Origin of the sequence: Bacillus thermotolerans (genome assembly GCF_000812025.2) — a bacterium.
Classification (GTDB): Bacteria; Bacillota; Bacilli; order Bacillales; family Domibacillaceae; genus Quasibacillus; species Quasibacillus thermotolerans.
Genome location: NZ_JWJE02000009.1, coordinates 91,165 through 110,375, shown reverse-complemented (window position 1 = coordinate 110,375; position 19,211 = coordinate 91,165). Strand labels below are relative to the sequence as shown.

General features: G+C 44.0%; 17 protein-coding genes and 1 other annotated feature. All 17 genes read right to left on the bottom strand.

The genetic code is table 11. The features are described 5' to 3' along the window. Positions 1-127: 127 nt before the first annotated feature. The 17 genes from thrS to citZ all read right to left on the bottom strand — a co-directional run bounded on the left by thrS (position 128) and on the right by citZ (position 19,087). A complete protein-coding gene (gene thrS, locus QY97_RS06055; protein ID WP_039234312.1) occupies positions 128-2,068 on the bottom strand; it encodes a threonine--tRNA ligase in 1,941 nt (646 codons plus the stop codon). Positions 2,069-2,117: 49 nt separating this feature from the next. After that, positions 2,118-2,350: a binding site (T-box leader), on the bottom strand. Between the two features lie 63 nt (positions 2,351-2,413). Beyond that, entirely contained in the window at positions 2,414-3,346 is a 933-nt protein-coding gene (gene dnaI / locus QY97_RS06050) for a primosomal protein DnaI (protein WP_039234309.1), read from the bottom strand. Continuing rightward, positions 3,330-4,733 carry a replication initiation and membrane attachment family protein gene (locus tag QY97_RS06045; RefSeq protein WP_039234294.1) on the bottom strand — a complete coding sequence of 468 codons (1,404 nt, stop codon included), beginning with the start codon at positions 4,731-4,733 and terminating at the stop codon, positions 3,330-3,332. Before QY97_RS06045 ends, dnaI begins: the two co-directional genes overlap by 17 nt. Before the next feature lie 61 nt (positions 4,734-4,794). Continuing rightward, a complete protein-coding gene (gene nrdR, locus QY97_RS06040; protein ID WP_039234291.1) occupies positions 4,795-5,253 on the bottom strand; it encodes a transcriptional regulator NrdR in 459 nt (152 codons plus the stop codon). Positions 5,254-5,379: 126 nt separating this feature from the next. Then, positions 5,380-5,754: an adenosylmethionine decarboxylase gene (gene speD, locus QY97_RS06035; RefSeq protein WP_039234288.1), complete on the bottom strand. Its 375-nt coding sequence runs from the start codon at positions 5,752-5,754 to the stop codon at positions 5,380-5,382. A gap of 243 nt (positions 5,755-5,997) precedes the next feature. Next, positions 5,998-7,026: a glyceraldehyde-3-phosphate dehydrogenase gene (locus QY97_RS06030; RefSeq protein WP_039234286.1), complete on the bottom strand. Its 1,029-nt coding sequence runs from the start codon at positions 7,024-7,026 to the stop codon at positions 5,998-6,000. Between the two features lie 157 nt (positions 7,027-7,183). Further along, positions 7,184-7,483, bottom strand: coding sequence for a hypothetical protein (locus QY97_RS06025; RefSeq protein WP_039234283.1), 300 nt, complete (start codon positions 7,481-7,483; stop codon positions 7,184-7,186). Next, positions 7,467-7,688, bottom strand: a complete 222-nt coding sequence (locus tag QY97_RS06020; protein ID WP_039234281.1) for a helix-turn-helix transcriptional regulator — start codon at positions 7,686-7,688, stop codon at positions 7,467-7,469. The genes QY97_RS06025 and QY97_RS06020 overlap by 17 nt, the downstream gene beginning before the upstream one ends. Before the next feature lie 104 nt (positions 7,689-7,792). Further along, positions 7,793-8,395, bottom strand: coding sequence for a dephospho-CoA kinase (gene coaE, locus QY97_RS06015; protein ID WP_039234279.1), 603 nt, complete (start codon positions 8,393-8,395; stop codon positions 7,793-7,795). A 23-nt stretch (positions 8,396-8,418) separates the two neighbouring features. Then, on the bottom strand, positions 8,419-9,051 hold the full coding sequence (gene ytaF / locus QY97_RS06010) for a sporulation membrane protein YtaF (protein ID WP_039234276.1): 633 nt from the start codon (positions 9,049-9,051) through the stop codon (positions 8,419-8,421). Between the two features lie 68 nt (positions 9,052-9,119). Then, complete coding sequence (gene mutM, locus QY97_RS06005; RefSeq protein ID WP_039234273.1) at positions 9,120-9,953, bottom strand: DNA-formamidopyrimidine glycosylase; 834 nt, start codon at positions 9,951-9,953, stop codon at positions 9,120-9,122. A gap of 33 nt (positions 9,954-9,986) precedes the next feature. Next, the gene (gene polA / locus QY97_RS06000; RefSeq protein WP_039234270.1) at positions 9,987-12,614 is read right to left on the bottom strand and encodes a DNA polymerase I; all 2,628 of its coding nucleotides are present in this window, start codon (positions 12,612-12,614) and stop codon (positions 9,987-9,989) included. 240 nt (positions 12,615-12,854) lie between these two features. Further along, on the bottom strand, positions 12,855-14,624 hold the full coding sequence (gene pnpS, locus QY97_RS05995; RefSeq protein ID WP_039234267.1) for a two-component system histidine kinase PnpS: 1,770 nt from the start codon (positions 14,622-14,624) through the stop codon (positions 12,855-12,857). Then, positions 14,624-15,337: a response regulator transcription factor gene (locus QY97_RS05990; RefSeq protein WP_039234265.1), complete on the bottom strand. Its 714-nt coding sequence runs from the start codon at positions 15,335-15,337 to the stop codon at positions 14,624-14,626. The genes pnpS and QY97_RS05990 overlap by 1 nt, the downstream gene beginning before the upstream one ends. Positions 15,338-15,575: 238 nt before the next feature. Continuing rightward, complete coding sequence (gene mdh, locus QY97_RS05985) at positions 15,576-16,514, bottom strand: malate dehydrogenase (protein ID WP_039234262.1); 939 nt, start codon at positions 16,512-16,514, stop codon at positions 15,576-15,578. A 77-nt stretch (positions 16,515-16,591) separates the two neighbouring features. Continuing rightward, complete coding sequence (icd, locus tag QY97_RS05980) at positions 16,592-17,860, bottom strand: NADP-dependent isocitrate dehydrogenase (RefSeq protein ID WP_039234259.1); 1,269 nt, start codon at positions 17,858-17,860, stop codon at positions 16,592-16,594. 108 nt (positions 17,861-17,968) lie between these two features. Next, entirely contained in the window at positions 17,969-19,087 is a 1,119-nt protein-coding gene (gene citZ / locus QY97_RS05975; RefSeq protein WP_039234256.1) for a citrate synthase, read from the bottom strand. Positions 19,088-19,211: the final 124 nt, after the last annotated feature.

Sequence of the window (19,211 nt, the reverse complement as noted above, 5' to 3'; positions counted from 1 at the left end):
TAAAAAAACCTCCTCTTTCACGTATTCTGAGGAGATTCTACATATTTTTTCACTGTTTGTCCATTGACAGAAGACTTTATCAACAGAATGAAAGCTCCCCGCAGCTGCGGGGAGCTTTCTTAAATTATTATGCTTTTCTTGCTTCTTTTCTAATCGTGTCAAGGAAGTCATCAAAGGCGACTGTCTCTGACTTCTGCTCGCCGTATTTGCGAACATTCACTGCCTTGTCTTCAATTTCTTTATCTCCGATCACAAGCATATATGGAATCTTTTGCATTTGTGCTTCTCTGATCTTATAGCCGAGCTTTTCATCACGCCCGTCAAGCTCGGTACGGATGCCTGCACGGCGCAATTGATCCTGTACTTCTTTCGCATAATCTAAATGAACGTTCACAGATACAGGAATAATTTGCACCTGCACCGGCGCCAGCCATGTCGGGAAGGCTCCTTTATATTCTTCGATCAAGAATGCGACAAAGCGTTCCATTGTGGATACGACTCCACGGTGAATAACGACTGGACGATGCTGCTTTCCATCTTCACCGATGTAGTTCAAATCAAATCTTTCTGGCAGGAGGAAGTCAAGCTGAACAGTCGACAATGTCTCCTCTTTGCCAAGAGCCGTTTTCACCTGCACATCGAGCTTAGGTCCATAGAATGCGGCTTCTCCTTCTGCTTCGAAGTAATCGAGGCCCAGGTCATCCATCGCTTCTTTCAACATGCCTTGTGCTTTCTCCCACATTTCATCATCATCAAAATACTTCTCTGTATCTTCTGGGTCACGATAAGAAAGACGGAAGGAATAATCATTTAAGTCAAAGTCTTTGTACACTTCCAAGATCAAGTGAACAACTCGCTTGAATTCTTCTTTAATTTGATCCGGACGAACGAAAATGTGTGCATCGTTCAATGTCATACCACGCACCCGCTGCAAGCCGGAGAGCGCACCGGACATTTCATAGCGGTGCATTGTGCCGAGCTCCGCAATGCGGATTGGCAGTTCACGATAGGAATGGATACCATTCTTGTAAATCATCATATGGTGCGGACAGTTCATTGGGCGGAGTACAAGCTCCTCATTATCCATATCCATGACCGGGAACATATCCTCTTGATAGTGGTCCCAATGTCCGCTTGTTTTATAAAGCTCTACGTTTGCCATGATCGGTGTATACACGTGGTTATAGCCAAGGCTTTCTTCCTTGTCTACAATATAACGCTCAATAATACGGCGGATTATCGCACCCTTCGGCAGCCACATTGGCAAGCCCTGACCTACTTTTTGCGAACTCATGAACAGATCGAGCTCTTTGCCAATCTTGCGGTGGTCGCGCTCTTTCGCCTCCTCGAGCATCTTCAAATGCTGCTTTAGATCCTCTTTCTTGAAGAAGGCTGTACCGTAGATACGCTGCAGCATCTTATTATCACTATCACCGCGCCAGTAGGCACCGGCGATATTCAGCAGCTTGAACTCTTTAATTTTTCCTGTGGATGGCACGTGTACACCACGGCACAGATCGAAAAAGTCTCCCTGCTCGTAAATAGTAACCTTCTCGTCCTCAGGAATAGCATCAATTAATTCAAGCTTATACTCATCGCCGAGTTCCTCGTACAATTCTTTGGCTTCGTTTCGGCTTACCTCCCTGCGAACGACCTCCAGGTTCTCATCCACAATTCTCTTCATTTCTTTTTCGATCTTTGGCAAGTCCTCCGGTGTGATAGATTCATCAAGATCCATATCGTAATAGAAGCCGCCTTCAATGACAGGACCTACACCAAGCTTAACTTTGTCATGGCCGTATAAGCGTTTGATAGCTTGTGCCATTAAGTGAGCCGTGCTGTGACGCAAAATCTCAAGAGCATCCTCATGATCAGGCGTCACAATTTCCAGACGGCCGCCCTCTTCGATCGGTGTGCGCAGATCCAGCAGCTGACCGTCCACCTTGCCAGCCAACGCTTTTTTCCTTAATCCCGGGCTAATAGACTGGGCAATCTCTTCGGTTGTTGTTCCCCGAGGAAACTCCTTTACAGCTCCATCAGGAAACGTAATATTCATCATTTCAGACATCATGAACACTCCTTGCTTTTTTAAAAAATAAAAAAACCCCGCCCCCAAATGAAGGGACGAGGTTTATCATCGTGTTTCCACCCTACTTTTCAACATATACATTACTGTTGAAATCTCCAGATCAGATAACGGCTGCTGCCGGCGGTCCATTACTAGCACGGATGCGTTCACGGCCGAAGTTCAAAGGTGGTAAATATTTATCCCGTGTTAGGAAAGTTGCAGCCTCGCTTTCCCTCTCTGGAAACCGTAAATAAATATTCATGTCCTTCTCTATACTTTTCACTTTATTGATATGTCTGTTCGTATTATATGGGTTGTTTTTAAAAAAATCAATAGGCAGCAGATCTATTTCCTTCTATTTGCACCCTTCATTTCAACAGGATTCGTTAAATATTGAATTCGCTCCATGATGCGCTTCGCTTTCATCTCTTCCTTCTCGCCACGCTGTGAATACGTTAAATGATGCTCAAGGCCGTCATAGTTAAAGTTAGATGTAAATAAGGTCGGCAGTCCTTCCAGCATACGGAACTGAAGAATCGTTCCTAAAATATCATCACGCATCCAGCTCGACATTGTTTCTGCACCAATATCATCGATCATAAGAATAGGTGCCGTCTTCACCACTTCCAGCTTCTTGTCCATTGACTGATCGTTAAACGACTGCTTTAGTTCGCGGATGAATTCGGGGAAATAAACAATTAAAGACGACACGTTCATATCAGCAAGATCGTTCGCAATCGCCCCTAAGAGATAGGATTTTCCTACACCAAAGGGTCCGTATATATAAAGTCCTTTGCTGCTCTTGTCTTTCGTGTAGTTTTCTATAAATTCTTCTGCAAGCTCAATCGCCTTCAAGCGCCCATTGTCCCCTAGATCAAGGCTTGAAAAATCAGCATGCAAAATGTCCTTTGGCACATACAGGCTTTTGATCAGCTTTTCATTTTTTCTTTGCTCATCATCCCGAACCTTGCGCGGACAGCGATGGTAGTCAATATCAATGCCGCCCCGGCGCCAAACAAGCTTTGGTTCGTACCCCTTCATCATATTTATGCAGCCTTCAAGACTTGGGCATTTCTCGCATCCAAAGCTCTGCGTCTTAAATTCATATAGCTTCATCAGGTTTTTATCCAGTACATCCGGCGGGATTCTGTCTTCCTGCTCATCTAGAAAAGCCTTCACGGCCGGGTCTTCTAAAATCTCACGCCGCATGCTTTCATAGCGCTCTTTGAAGTCTGGTGAACGGGCCAGCTTGCTGAGTGCTTCATCCATTCGTTTCATTGCCATTTTTCACCTGCCTTTTCAAGCGCCGATTTTTAATCTTTTCGGCTAATTCTTTTCGTTTTGTATCTAAAGACGGATCTTCAGCTGGCGAGGAAGGCTGGGTCTTGTCTTCCTCGTGGAACCAATCAGGCAGCTTCTCGGTCCTTGTCACTTTTTGCTTTGGACTACGCTTGTTATTCGCCCACTCTGAATACTGACGATGCTCCTTTTTCGCGAGCTCCATTGCTTCCTGTACTGTTTTTATTTTCTTACGGGACCAATGGGAAGCGATCTTCTCTACATAACTCTTCGTAAGCTTCATGTCTGTTTTCAGCATAACATATTGCAGAAGTACATTGACGACGCCTGCCGGCAGCTTATTCTGGAACAGTACACCCTCTACCACTTGCAGATCTGCCTTCGACGGCTGGCTGCCTGAAATATCGATTAAAAGCTGTAACGGAGAAGTCGTTTCTAAATAGTGAACGAGCTTCTCTTCCTGGGAGGCTGGTTCACTCTGGACCGTTCGCAGCGCAGCCGGCTGCACTAAGTGAATTAGATCCGGCAGCTCTTCGCTCTTCTCCAGCTGGTACCAGTCACGGGCCGACTTCCTAAGAACCTCTATATTAATTTCATCCTTCTCATCGACAGCTGTCAGAAGCAGGTTCTTCATTTCCAGCGGGCTGATGCCATAGAGATGGGCAAGCTTCACAATTGTCTCCCTTACTGATGGCGTAAGGGAGGTTTTTGGTACCATTACTCCTTGAAGGGCTGACTCAAGAACACTAAAGTCAAACTCTGAAGAGGAAAGCGGTACTCCCTGATTGTCCACCTTGCTTATGTATTGCTTTCCCTCTCCCGGCCGGCTATCCTCTACCGCCTCTCTGTCAAACGGCGGCGGACCGGAGGAAAAGACTTCCTGAAAGTCTTTCGTTACTTCTCGATGCTCGCTCGTAAAAATATCATGGTCCGCAAAGAAATCTTTCAATCGCAGAAAATGAGTTCGTCCAATTTTACGGTAAAGAAATATATTCAGCATCCCATCATTGAAAAACTGATCGGGTGCAAGAGGCGGCTGCAGCTCGTACACAAATTCCCGGACATCTCCTATTTCCTTTACAAAGGTTTTCAATAAGCCGAGTGCCTCCAGCTTTAAGCGAGCGTCATAAATCTCCTGAAGATTCTTACCTAGAAAGTTCATTAAGTAATAATGATTAGCCACCTGAGAATTCAGCCGGTTCTCCTCTACCTCCGCCCATAATGTCATATACAAACTAAAGCAAGTGGCTCCAAGGAGCGGCTGGTATAAGAAGGTCAATATGCGGCGGTCCGACTCATGAAGCATACCTCTAAGAGACACAGTGTACTTATCTACAGGCTGAATTTCTTTCCAATGTCTTGTCATGGTATTTATCTAACCTTTCATTGATGAAAAAAGCCAGAGCACACAATTAGTCTCCAGCTCATTATTCCTCTTTCTTGATTAGCTCTTTTAATTCATCTAAAAACACATTGATGTCCTTAAACTGGCGATACACAGATGCAAAGCGAACGTATGCCACCTCGTCAATGTCAGCCAGGCGGTCCATCACCATCTCTCCTACCTTTGAGGAAGGGATTTCCGATACTCCTTGACTCCGTATATCCTTTTCTACATCCATCGTCAATTGTTCAAGCTGTTCAACGGAGACAGGACGCTTTTCGCACGCCTTGATCAACCCGCGCAAAAGCTTATCACGGTTGAACTCTTCTCTTGTCCCTTCCTTCTTTACAACGACAAGCGGCAAATCCTCTACTTTTTCGAATGTCGTAAACCGGTAACCGCATTCTTCACACTCACGACGGCGACGTATCGACCGTGCTTCGTCCACAGGCCTTGAATCGATTACCCGCGTGCCATTATGCTGACAGGCCGGACATTTCATGATTATCAACTCCGATTTTAAATTCGCTACTTTCATGATATTAAAAAGCAAGCAAATGCACAAGACAATGGTTTTGGTACACATAAATGAAAAAGGCGTATGCCGTCGCGCACACACCTTCCAACTTTACATCATCACTTTTTGTTTTGCTTTTACAGGGCCCATTCCCCGAGGCATTTCGATCTTCTCACGCGTCTCTGCCTCCAGCGCCTCTGCAATGTAGTTTGCTGCTATATTTGGATCAAGATCTCCACAAGTATATACGTCAATGCTGGCATAACCGTGCTCCGGGAAGCTATGAATCGTTAAATGCGATTCTGAGATAATGACTACTCCACTTACACCTTGAGGGGCAAATTTATGGAAAGCCACTTCCCGAATCTCTGCACCAGATTTCAATGCAGCATCCACAAAAATTTGTTCAATTGTTTCCATATCATTCAATTTCTCTAAATTACAGCCCCAAAGCTCTGCAATGACATGACGACCCATTGTATCCATTGGCCGTTTCCCCCTTTTTACATTTTTTCAAGTAACTGTAAAATAGTAACTGCCACGGGGGAAAGTTAGTCCGAAGAGGTCCTAACCCTTTAAGCAGCTATTTATTTCACGAAAATTAGTATACTGTGAACGGCTTCTTTTTGCAATATCTCATAAATTATTTCTCGGATATTTGTGGAATTTTTATTCTGCTCCCATAAAAAAACCGGCTTAGCAATAACTAAGCCGGTTCGTATAAATCTATTACGCGTTTACTTCAATTTTTTTTTTCATATTTTCTGCAATATAAGTAACCAGATCAGCAACACGGCAAGAATAGCCCCATTCATTGTCATACCAAGCAAGCACCTTTACCTTTGTGCCTTCCATCACCATTGTGGATAAACCATCAATGATAGAAGAATGAGGATTAGTATTAAAGTCCACAGAAACTAGCGGCTCAGTTGTATAATCGAGAATGCCATCTAGTTCACCTTGCGACGCATTAATGAATGCCTCGTTCACTTCATCAACTGTTACTTCGCGCTTCAACTCTACTACAAGGTCTACTAACGATACGTTAGAAGTTGGAACACGCAAAGCCATGCCGTGAAGCTTTCCTTTTAATTGCGGAAGAACAAGCGACAATGCTTTCGCAGCTCCTGTAGATGTAGGAATGATAGACTGAGCACATGCGCGGGCACGGCGCAAGTCTTTATGAGGATTGTCAATGTTCTTTTGATCGTTCGTATAAGCGTGAACAGTTGTCATGAGCCCATTTACAATGCCAAACTGCTCATCAAGCACTTTCGCTACTGGTGCTAAACAGTTTGTTGTACAAGAAGCATTAGAAATAACCTCATGTTCTTCAAGGTTAAGTTCATCCTGGTTTACTCCCATAACAACTGTGATGTCTTCATTTTTACCTGGAGCCGTTAGAACGACTTTCTTCGCTCCAGCTTCCAAGTGAAGAGCTGCTTTTTCACGGTCGTTAAACTTCCCAGTCGCCTCGATGACGATATCAATGCCAAGCTCTTTCCAAGGAAGCTCACGCGGATCGCGGTTATTTACAAGCTGTACGCGTTTTCCATTCACAATTAAAGCGTTTTCTTCTGTTTCAATATGACCTTCAAATTTGCCATGATTTGTGTCATACTTAACTAAATGAGCAAGTGTTTCAGCAGGATAGCTTGCATTCACCGCTACAATGTCAAAATTATCTTCTAAAATCGCCTTACGAAATACCATTCTTCCAATACGGCCAAACCCGTTGATTGCTACTTTTGCCTTCATCTACCGGCTCCTCCTAAATCTATAAGTGTTATACTTAATTGTTTTTTCATTTGCAATTAGTATAGCATAATTGCTCATAAAAGGAACCTCAAAAAGCCTAAAATATCTAATTTAATTATTCTGAAAATTTTAGGTATTTTATTTTCCCCTGCTCCCTTTAACTCCTTTGACTGAAATAGACAGAAGTGAAAATAAGAGAAAGATTATGAGCAATCCAAATGCCGGTCATTAGAAAAAAAGCAAAGGAAATCCCATCATAAAGAATAACGATCACCCATGCTGCTAGGAGAATAGCAGAGGTAATGTTCCAAGCCATCCCCTTTGCCCGAGCCGTTACATACTGTTGACGTTCATCAAACCGCCTCCTCTTCTTCCCAATCCGGCGGTTGATAAGATACACGATCCCTATCGTAATAACGCCAAACAGCAGTCCTGACACGCTAATCACATGATCCATCAATGTTCTCCTCCCCTTCGAAAATAAATAAATCTTCAATCTGACAATTAAACACTTGAGCCAGCTTATGAGCCAGTACGAGAGACGGATGATACTTGCCCTTCTCAAGGGAAATGATGGTTTGCCTTGAGACATTCAGCTTTTTTGACAGCTCCTCCTGCGTCATTTTCCACTCAATTCGTTTGGTGCGAATGATGTTTTTCATTTTCTCTCCTCTGTTTTAATGGTAAAGTATACTTTACAGACAAGTTGCATGTCAAATAGACTTTACTTTTCTATAAGAAAAAACCCGTCCAAGTACGGAACGGGTTAAGGGGTCAGCTGCCAATCACGAAGAATGCGAAGAAGCTGTTCTTTCGTTTCTTCAATAGTCCCATTATTATCAATCACAGCATCTGCCTGCGCCGCTTTCTCTGCAAGCGGCAGCTGGGAGGCAATTCGGGCTTTAGCTGCATCCTCGTCTAATTGGTTTCTCGCCATCAGTCTTTGCAGCTGTGTATCTTTATCTACATATACGACAATCACCTTTCCGACCATCCACGTTAACTTGCTCTCATATAAAAGCGGAATGTCCATAATGATTGTCTGCTTTCCAGCTTCGATCGCAGCTTCTTTTTCATCTTTCATAAATTGGCGGACAGCCGGATGGATAATATTGTTCAGCTTTTTTCGTTCTTCTTCATTATTAAAAATGCGCTCACCCAGCTTTGCCCGGTCTAGCGAACCGTCGGGAAGAAGAATGCCTTCCCCAAATGCTTCTGCAATTTGCTGAAGAGCAGGCTGGCCTGGTTCAACAACTTTACGGGCAGCCACGTCTGCATCCACTATTGTATATCCTAATTCTTGTAATAGCCGACTGACTGTACTCTTGCCGCTCGCAATACTGCCAGTCAGCCCGATAATAACTGCCATGATTTTCCCCCTGTATATGGTGATTACATTTTTAACGTACCTAAAATAATAAGCAGGACTCCTGGAAAAAAAGCGATCCGCTGAACCCACTGCATGCCGGCAAACTTCCTTCCGCACGCCAGACCGCCTAGTACAAATAACAGATTCATTACAGCTACTGAAGCCGCCAGAAAAAAAGGCGGGTAGTTCAGCATTGCCGCCCCAATCCCTGCCCCGAAAGCGTCAAGCGACAAAGCTAGCCCTAATAACAGTGCCTCTAATCCAGTAATCGTGCCTGACTGATCCAAATCAGCTGTCGCCGGCCTTTTAAAAATTTGAATCACTAGACCAAGACGTCGCAGCTCTAAACGAACGAGCTGCTTCTCATTGGACGTATGCTTCTTCTGCTCTCCTCTGAAAAACTGCCAAAGCACCCAGGCACCGAGGAGCATTAAAATTCCGCCTCCAAGACGGTTGGCTATATCTTCATTGAGCCAGCTGCTGAGCCAATGCCCTGCCCCCATAGCCGCCAGAAGAGAGCCAGCCGAACAAAGCGATAGGATAATGGCAGATTTAATAGGAAGCTTTAGCTTTTTCAATCCATAGGCAAGACCTGTGCTGAAGCTATCCAAACTAACTGCCGCCGCCAGCATAAACAGCGAAAAGTACCCATTCATCGAACTGCTCCTCCCTATCTAACCGTTACGATAGTATATGGAAAGAGCAGATGGAAGGTTCAGCACGGTTAGGAGAAAGGTTTTTGACAGTTCGGACAAAGATGTGTTCCTCTGCCGGCTACCTTTATCTTTTCAATACGTTCTCCGCACTTTTTGCACGGCTCTCCTTTGCGCCCATAAACAAAGTGCGTCTCCTGAAAAGTACCTGCTTGCCCCTGGCTGTTGACGTAGGAACGGACCGTGCTGCCGCCTTTATCAATCGCCTCTTGCAATGTAGCGACAACTTCCTTGTGAAGCTGCTCTATTTCTTCTTCTGTCAGCGATCGCGCTTTTCTTTCTGGATGAATGCCTGCACGAAACAACGCTTCATCAACATAAATGTTTCCTAAACCGACGAAAACTGTCTGATCCAGCAATACTGCTTTAATCGATCGTTCTGTTCTCTGCAGCTTTTCTTTTATATAGTTGATTGTAAATTCCCCGGAAAACGGTTCGGGACCCAGCTGTGCGAGAGGGAGGGAGCTGTGCTCTTCTCCCTTCAAAAACAAATGCATAGTGCCGAATTTGCGTACGTCCCTATAACGGAGCTGGGTACCATCTGTAAATGTAAAAAGAATATGTGTATGCGGTTCCTCTTCTTCACCCGGCTGATGTAAATGATATTTTCCTTCCATACGCAAATGAGACACTAGAGAGTAATGATCCAGTATGAAAATCAAAAACTTTCCTCGGCGCTCAATATCATGAATGGTTTCACCAGCTAAAGCATCAGCAAATTGTTCTGCCTGTTCAGGCTTCTTTATAATGTTTGGCCAGCGGATCTCGACGCTTTCGACCGTTTTGCCGGCAACTAAGCTTTTAAGTGTCCGCCGAACCGTTTCAACTTCTGGCATTTCCGGCAATTGACCTTCTCCCTTCTATTTTTCTTACACACGTTATTTTGCATCATACCAGGTAGATCCGTAAGAATAATCTACCTTTAACGGAACGTTCAGCTCGACTGCCTGCTCCATGACCTCCGGCACAAGCTTCTTCATAACATCCAGCTCTTCTTTCGGCACTTCAAAAATCAGCTCATCGTGCACCTGAAGCAGCAGTTTAGATGCAAGACCTTCCTCTTTCACACGCTCTGCTACATCAATCATTGCCTTCTTAATGATATCTGCTGCACTGCCTTGAATAGGCGTATTCATCGCAGTCCGTTCACCAAAGCCACGCACATTAAAGTTTCTGCTTGTAATTTCCGGGATGTAGCGCCGGCGATGGAGCAGTGTAGTCACGTACCCTCTTTCCTTCGCCTGGCGAACAATGTCCTCCATATATTCCTTCACTCCTGGATAGGAATTTAAATAACGTTCAATAAACAGTCCCGCTTCCTTCCTTGTAATTCCCAGGCTTTGAGACAAGCCGTAGTCACTAATGCCATAGACAATTCCAAAGTTCACGGCTTTTGCCTGCCGGCGCATGTTGCTGTCCACTTCGTCCTGGGATACGTGGAATACCTGCGCAGCTGTGGCTGTATGAATATCGAGGTCATGCTTGAACGCATCAATCAATCGCTCATCATCCGCTATATGAGCGAGAACACGCAGCTCGATTTGTGAGTAATCCGCTGCGAAAATAACCGCTTCAGGATCAGAAGGAACAAATGCCTGGCGTATCTTTCTTCCTTCCTCCAGCCGAATAGGAATGTTTTGCAAGTTCGGTTCCGTCGAGCTTAGACGTCCGGTCTGTGTTAACGCTTGATTAAACCTCGTGTGGATCTTGTGTGTATCTTTATCCACAACTTTCAACAGACCTTCAATATAAGTGGACTGCAGCTTACCAAGCTGGCGATAGTGCAGAATGTGTTCGACAATCTCATGGGAAGGGGCCAGCTTTTCAAGAACATCCGCCGAGGTTGAATAACCTGTTTTTGTCTTTTTGATAGGCGGCAGTCCAAGTTTTTCAAACAGAACAGACCCAAGCTGCTTTGGAGAATTAATATTAAATTCTGTACCTGCAATGCGGTAAATGGTCTGTTCAATATCTGTCAGCTTATTCTTTAAGTCTTCACCCATTTCTTTTAAACGGCCAATATCTACTTGTACACCTTCTGTTTCCATGTCTGCTAGAATGAGTGCAAGCGGAAGCTCAAGCTCATAAAACAGCTCTATCTGTTCGTTCTGCTCCAATTCTTTTAGGCAAACTTCCTTTAACTCTTCAATGACAGCTGCTTTCGAAGCAATGTGCTCCGTATACACTTCTTCATCCGGCAGCTTCCGTTTTGCTCCCTTGCCGTAGACAGCTTCATCGGTCTGCACAGAAGTAAGGCCATGCAGCCTCGCGACTGCAGCAAAGTCTTCTGGTGATTCTGAAGGGTTCAGCAAATAAGAAGCAAGCCAAACATCAAAGTCGATTCCTTTTAACTCCACCCCGCGGCGTCTTAATCCAATGATGGTGCGCTTGGCATCATATACTGCCTTCTTCTTGGAGTCATCGGCAGCCCAAGCTTTAAATACATCCGATTGAAGCGCAGTCTCTAACGGAAGAAAAAAAGTTCCCTTTTCCCCACTGATGCCCAGACCAGCAATATCCGCCTGGTGATAGTTTTCAGTAATGATCTCCACATAAAAGGAAGAACTGCTGCTAAAAAGATCTTCGTCTAGCTCTTTCACAACCTTATACTCCACTTGCTCACGCTCCTCGGTACTCTCTGCCGGAGGATTCAATTTATCCAGCAGCGAATTAAAGCCAAGATCTTTAAATAGCTCATAGACTTTCTGTTCATCAGGCTCCCTATACTCTAAACTGCTTATCGAAAAGTCCAGAGGCACTTCCCGAGAAATCGTTGCAAGCTCCTTGCTCATTACAGCAAGCTCTTGATGCTCCTCCAGCTTCTCCTTCAATTTCTTTCCGCTGACTTCATCAATAGAGCCAAGCAGCTTCTCAACTGTCTCAAATTGCTTTAACAGCTTAATAGCTGTTTTTTCTCCAACTCCTGGAATACCCGGAATGTTATCAGAAGAATCGCCCATCAAGCCTTTCATGTCAATAATTTGCTGGGGAGTGAGCCCGTACTTTTCCTGAATATGCGCCGGTGTATACTCCTCAATATCTGTAATTCCCTTCTTTGTGATGCAAACGGTCGTCTGATCGGAGGCCAGCTGCGTAAGATCCTTATCCCCTGAGTAAATCTTAACTTCAAACCCATCGCTCTCCGCCTGAAGGGATAAGGTACCGATAATATCATCCGCTTCATAGTTCTCCAGCTCATACTGAGCAATGCTATAAGCCTTCAAAAGCTCACGAATATATGGGAACTGTTCAGATAACTCAGGCGGCGTCTTCTGCCGGCCGCCTTTATACTCACTATACGTCTCGTGACGAAAGGTGGTTTTTCCTGCATCGAAAGCGACTAGCAAATGGGTTGGTTTTTCTTCTTCCATCACCTTTAACAGCATCATGGCAAATCCATATACTGCGTTTGTATGCACACCTTTATTATTATTCAATAAAGGCAAAGCAAAAAATGCTCGGTATGCAATGCTGTTGCCATCAATTAGTACGATTTTTTTCTTCATTATGATTCGTCCCCCTTCTCGGAACAATAGCCGTAATCCAACGCAAAAAAGCCGTTATTTTCTTCTTTATTCTACCATGCCCAGAATAAAAAAAGAAAATAACGGCTTTGAGTTCTCATCTCTCATTTTAAAAAGAGCGAGAGGCTTTTACACCCCTCGCTAAAGTGGGGGTTGACACCATTTATTATAGGAAGCCATTGTGAAGTAAACATAAAGCCGATTTAAATATTTTGTAAAAGTTTACTCTTTCTCCATATGTTTGTGCAGATATACCGTAAAGGTCGTTCCTTCATTCACCTTGCTCTCTACGGTTATCTCCCCTTTGTGCGCTTCAATAATATGCTTGACAATCGCCAGACCAAGGCCGGTTCCGCCTGAGTTTCTGCTTCTCGCCTTATCTACCCGGTAGAACCTTTCAAAAATTCGGGGCAGTTCCTCCGAAGAAATACCAATGCCATTGTCTTTCACTTCAACAACGATCTGATCTTCTTGCCCAAATGCCCTCACGCTGACGTTTCCACCTCTTTGTGTATATAAGGTTGCATTGGTTAGTAAATTCACAAACACTTGCTTTAAACGGCTGGCATCCCCCTTAATGAACAGATCGTCCTGCAGATCAACAGTAAGACCCAGCTGCTTCTCTTCAAAACGGCTCTGCAGCACAAGAACGACTTCTTTAATCAGCTGGTCCACCGCTACCTCTGAAACATTCAAACTGATTCCTTTTTGCTCAATCTTCGATAATTCGAGCAGATCCATAACAAGCGTCTGCATTCGCTCGCTCTCTTTTAAAATAATGTCTAAAAACATTTTCAGCGCTTCCTTATCTTCCATCGCTCCATCCAGCAGCGTCTCTGTGAAGCCCTTAATCGAAGTAATAGGAGTTTTCAGCTCATGAGAAACGTTGGCCACGAAGTCCTTGCGCATCTGCTCCAGCCTTTTCAAGCTCGTAATATCATGGAAAACAACGAGAATTCCCTTCCATTCATCGTTTGTTCCGATAATAGGGGCACCCGATACTTCAAAGTGCTTTCTCTCAATTCCCACTGGCAAAATAAGCTGGCGACGCACATGCTCTTCCTTCATGAATACTTCTTCTACGACTTCCATTGCTTCCTTATGAGGGATGACCTGATGGTATCTTTTCTTGATCAGTCTCTGGCCCTCTAAATGGAACAGCTGCTTAAAAGAACGATTGACCATCACCACGAAGCCCCGATCATCAATCAGCAAAAGCCCGCTTTCAATGTTTTCAATTAGCGTGGAAAGTCTATTTTGATGAATCTCTTGTGCTTGCATCATTTCCTGCAGGTTCCTTGCCAGGATATTAATGGAGGTATTCAACACTCCGACTTCATCTGAGGGAGCTTCATACGTTCTCGCCCGGTAATTTCCTTTTGCCAGCTCAATCGCTACCTTTGTAGCGGACTCAATTGGCTTCGTATAACGTCTCGTAATTCTTGAGCCGGTTAAAATAATCAGGACGAAGGACAAGCCTAGTGAAAAAAGTAGAATTATCCAAATCTCTTCGTAAATGGCATCTAGCGCCTCTACCTTTGTACTTAAAATAACCAGTCCATCCTCTTCCCCATCACTGTTGGTTATGCTCCGCCAATGATACAATTCATCTACTTTTGATAGAAGGGATTGCTTATACGCTGCAGAATTTTCGACTTTTGGCAGCTGCTTGACAATTTCTTGATGGGTAGAAAGCATGGCCCCATTAAACACACCGCTGTCAAAGAGAAGATCACCGGATGAATCCGCGATCGAGACACGTACATTGAGCTTATCGCTCCATTCTTTCGCTAAATCCGTATTAAAAGTATTAAGACCACCTTCTCTACTGATCATCTCTGCCAGCATATCTGCTTCTTTTTCCAGACGTTCATCGAAAATAGATAAGTAATAACCTTTAAACATTTGCCCGAGCATAATTCCCAGCGCAGCTAACACAAGAACAACTAGGGAAATAAGCGCTAGTACTAGCCGGGTTCGGAACTTCACCATCAGATCTTAGGCTCCTCTAGCTTGTACCCTAATCCGCGTATCGTTTTTATGTATGCAGGTTTTCTAGTGTTCTGTTCGATTTTTTCGCGCAGGTGGCTAATATGCACATCCACAATGCGTGTATCTCCCGCAAAATCGTATTTCCAAACAGCACTTAACAGCTGATCACGAGTCAATACCCTTCCTTTGTTTTCAACTAAATACATCAATAATTCAAATTCTTTTGGCGTTAATTCTAACAAGTTCCCTTGAAAATATGCTTCATACTTTTCTGGATAAATTTCAATTTCTGATACCCTTAAGCTGCCTTCCTGCGGCAACCTTCTTTCCTCTTGAGGGGCCAGTTGCAGTGCACGACGCAAAATAGCTTTAATACGCGCAGTCAACTCCCGGGGGCTAAACGGCTTTGTCATATAATCATCTGCCCCTAATTCAAGACCGAGCACTTTGTCAAATTCTTCGTCTTTCGCTGTCAGCATTAAAATTGGCATGTCCATTCTCTGCTGGCGTAATGCTTTGCAGACTTCCATTCCTTCCATAATAGGAAGCATCCAATCTAAAACAATGAGATCCGGCTGTTCCTCCACAGCTTTCTGTAATCCTTCTTCTCCATCAAAAGCAGTGATTACTTCAAAGCCTGCCTGTTCCAGGTTGTATTTAATTAATGTCACAATGGATTGTTCATCATCCACTACTAGAATTTTTTTACTCATGTCGCCCTCTCCCTGAAAGTGATTTATCGTCTCTCTCCCTCATTATATAGAATGAATGTCCATAGGAAAAGACAAGGGAGGAAAGGAATGCAGGTATTTCGACAATTATTTCCGTAACCGCCCTCTATGACAAGAGCTTTAACATATGCAGCAAAAAAGCCTGCCAGTTCGCCTGGCAGGCTTCCTCATAGTATCTCTCTTACCCATCAACAGAGCCAGGAGACATCGTTACTATCCGTTATGCAAGAACTTTCATAACATTGCGGACAGAATCAGCAGACTTCTGCAGGGCTGCCTGCTCATCCTCTGTTAATTCGAGCTCAATAATCTCTTCAATACCGCCAGCACCTAAGATCGTTGGCACACCGAGATAAATGCCTTCGAAGCCATACTCTCCTTCCAGATAAGCAATAGCTGGAAGAACACGTCGCTGGTCCTTCAAGATAGCTTCAGCCATTTCTACAAGTGAAGCAGCTGGTGCATAGTAAGCGGAACCATTACCAAGCAGTGCAACAATCTCTCCGCCGCCTTTACGTGTGCGTTCTACAATTTCTTCTAAACGGTCTTTTGGAATTAATTTCTCAAGCGGAATACCGCCAGCATACGAATAACGGACAAGCGGCACCATATCATCCCCATGCCCGCCAAGAACGAAGCCCGTGATATCTTTTACAGACAGGTTTAATTCTTGAGCGATAAATGTACGGAAGCGAGCACTGTCCAATACGCCTGACTGTCCGATAACGCGATGCTTCGGAAAGCCTGATTCCTTAAATACTGTGTAAGTCATTGCATCTACTGGGTTTGTCAATACAATGATTGTACAATTCGGAGAGTTTTTCACAACTTCAGCTGTTACAGATTTCATCACCTTTTGGTTTGTTTGAACCAAATCGTCACGGCTCATACCTGGTTTACGAGCGATACCAGCTGTGATAATGACGAGGTCTGAATCCTTTGTATCCGCATAGTCAGAAGTGCCGGTAATATTTGCATCGAAGCCAAGAACCGGGCCTGATTCGAGCATGTCTAATGCTTTGCCTTTCGTTGGGTCTTCTGCTTGTGGAATATCCACTAATACAATATCACCAAGCTCTTTCTGTGCTAGCAAAAATGCTGTAGTGGCTCCAGTGAAACCGGCACCGACAACGGAAATCTTTTTTCGCTTTAAAGACATGAAATGAACCTCCTTCAGTATTGGAAATAATATATACCCCTGTTTCTCCCTAATGGGAGAAACAGGGGCTATACAAATTAAAGGTTTTTAATTAATTCGTCTGCAAATTGAGAAGTTTTCACTTCAGTTGCACCTTCCATTAGGCGGGCAAAGTCATAAGTAACGACTTTAGATGCAATTGTTTGCTCAACTGATTTAGTGATCAGATTTGCTGCTTCATTCCATCCTAAGTGTTCAAGCATTAATACACCTGAAAGCAGAACAGAAGAAGGGTTTACTTTGTCAAGACCAGCATATTTCGGAGCTGTACCGTGTGTCGCTTCGAAAATAGCATGTCCTGTCTCGTAGTTAATATTGGCTCCTGGAGCAATACCAATACCACCTACTTGCGCTGCAAGGGCATCAGAAACATAATCACCGTTCAGGTTCATTGTAGCAACTACGTCGAACTCTTTCGGACGAGTTAGGATTTGCTGTAAGAAGATATCGGCAATCGCATCTTTTACGATGATTTTGCCAGCAGCTTCCGCATCAGCCTGTGCTTTGTTCGCAGCCTCTGCTCCTTGCTCTTCTTTAATCTTGTCATATTGCGCCCAAGTAAATACTTTCTCGCCGAATTCTTTTTCAGCAAGCTCGTATCCCCAGTTCTTGAATGCGCCTTCTGTGAACTTCATGATATTGCCTTTATGTACTAGCGTAACAGACTTGCGTCCTTCTTTGATCGCATAGTTGATCGCAGAACGTACTAAGCGTGTTGTACCTTCTTTTGAAACAGGCTTAATACCGATACCTGATGTTTCAGGGAAGCGGATTTTATTTACACCCATTTCATTTCTTAAGAATTCGATCACTTTCTTTACTTCGTCTGATCCTTCTTGATACTCAATACCTGCATAAATATCTTCAGTGTTTTCACGGAAGATAACCATATCTGTATCTTCGGGGCGCTTAATAGGAGAAGGCACACCGTCAAAATAACGAACCGGACGCAGGCAGACAAATAAGTCTAACTCTTGACGAAGAGCAACGTTCAGGGAACGGAAACCGCCGCCTACTGGTGTTGTTAGCGGGCCTTTGATTGCGATCAAGTATTCACGGATTTGGTCTAATGTTTCATCCGGAAGCCACTGGCCAGTTTGGTTAAATGCTTTCTCACCAGCAAGTACTTCTTTCCATACGATTTTCTTTTCCCCGTTGTATGCTTTCTCAACAGCTGCATCTAATACGCGAGAAGCTGCTGCCCAAATATCAGGGCCAATACCGTCGCCTTCGATAAATGGGATCACCGGGTTATTTGGTACGTTTAATACTCCATTCGATACTGTGATTTTTTCGCCTTGTGTCATTAAAAAATACCTCCAATTCCATAATCAAAGGTTAGAGGCGAGGCCATCTAACCTTTCTACTCTCTTACATATTACATCAGTTTTTTAGTGATTTGTAAATATCTGAACTTAGGCACGTTCGCTGATTGGTACGAACTTCTGCATGCCAGGTCCTGTATACTCAGCACGCGGGCGAATCAGTCGGTTGTTTGCATATTGCTCCAGGATATGAGCAAGCCATCCAGACACACGGCTTACCGCAAAGATTGGTGTGAACAGGTCATGTTCAATACCCAAGCTGTGGTATACAGAAGCAGAATAAAAGTCTACGTTTGGAGGAAGCTTCTTCTGTGATGTCACAAGCTCCTCGATTTGAACGGACATTTCATACAGTTCGGAAGAACCAGTCAGCTCAGTAAGCTTTTTAGACATTTCTCTTAAGTGCTTAGCACGCGGATCACCCTCACGGTATACGCGGTGTCCGAATCCCATAATCTTCTCTTTATTATTTAATTTGTTTAAGATATAAGGTTCTACATTATCTACAGAACCAATCTCTGTTAGCATCTTCATTACTTGTTCGTTCGCTCCACCATGAAGAGGGCCTTTCAATGCTCCGATGGCAGCTGTAACACCTGAATAAACATCAGATAGCGTAGCAACACAAACGCGCGCTGTAAATGTAGAAGCGTTCAATTCGTGGTCTGCATGCAGTACAAGGGCTTTATTGAATGCTTCCACTGCAATATCTTCTGGTTCTTTGCCAGAAAGCATGTACAAGAAGTTTGCTGCTAGGCTAAGGTCTTTGCGAGGAGCAACCGGTTCTTCTCCTTTGCGAACACGAGCAAAAGCTGTAACAAGAGCCGGAAGTTTTGCTTGAAGGCGTACAGCCTTTCTGTAGTTGGCTTCTTCAGACATATCGTCTGCTTCTTCGTCATATAAACCAATTAACGAAACAGCTGTGCGAAGGGCTGCCATTGGATGCACTTTATCAATAGGATATTGTTTAAAGTGGTTAAGTACTTCTTGGGGAAGATCGTAGTTATCTGCTAGCTGCTGCTTTAATTCATCAAGCTCTGCTTGATTTGGAAGCTTTCCGTGCCAAAGCAGGTAAACTACCTCTTCAAAACTTGCGTTTTCGGCTAAATCATCAATATTATAGCCGGCATATGTAAGAGTATCATCAATAATTGAGCTTACTGAAGATGTTGTCGCGACTACTCCTTCGAGTCCACGGGCAGTTGTCATAATCATTCTCTCCTTTGTTTGATAAATTCCCCATACCTGCTTGAATCATCTTGATTTTTGTCCTCCTTTACTGAATACATGCTTGTTCTGCTGTCATGCACCCAGACAAATGGATGAACTTACA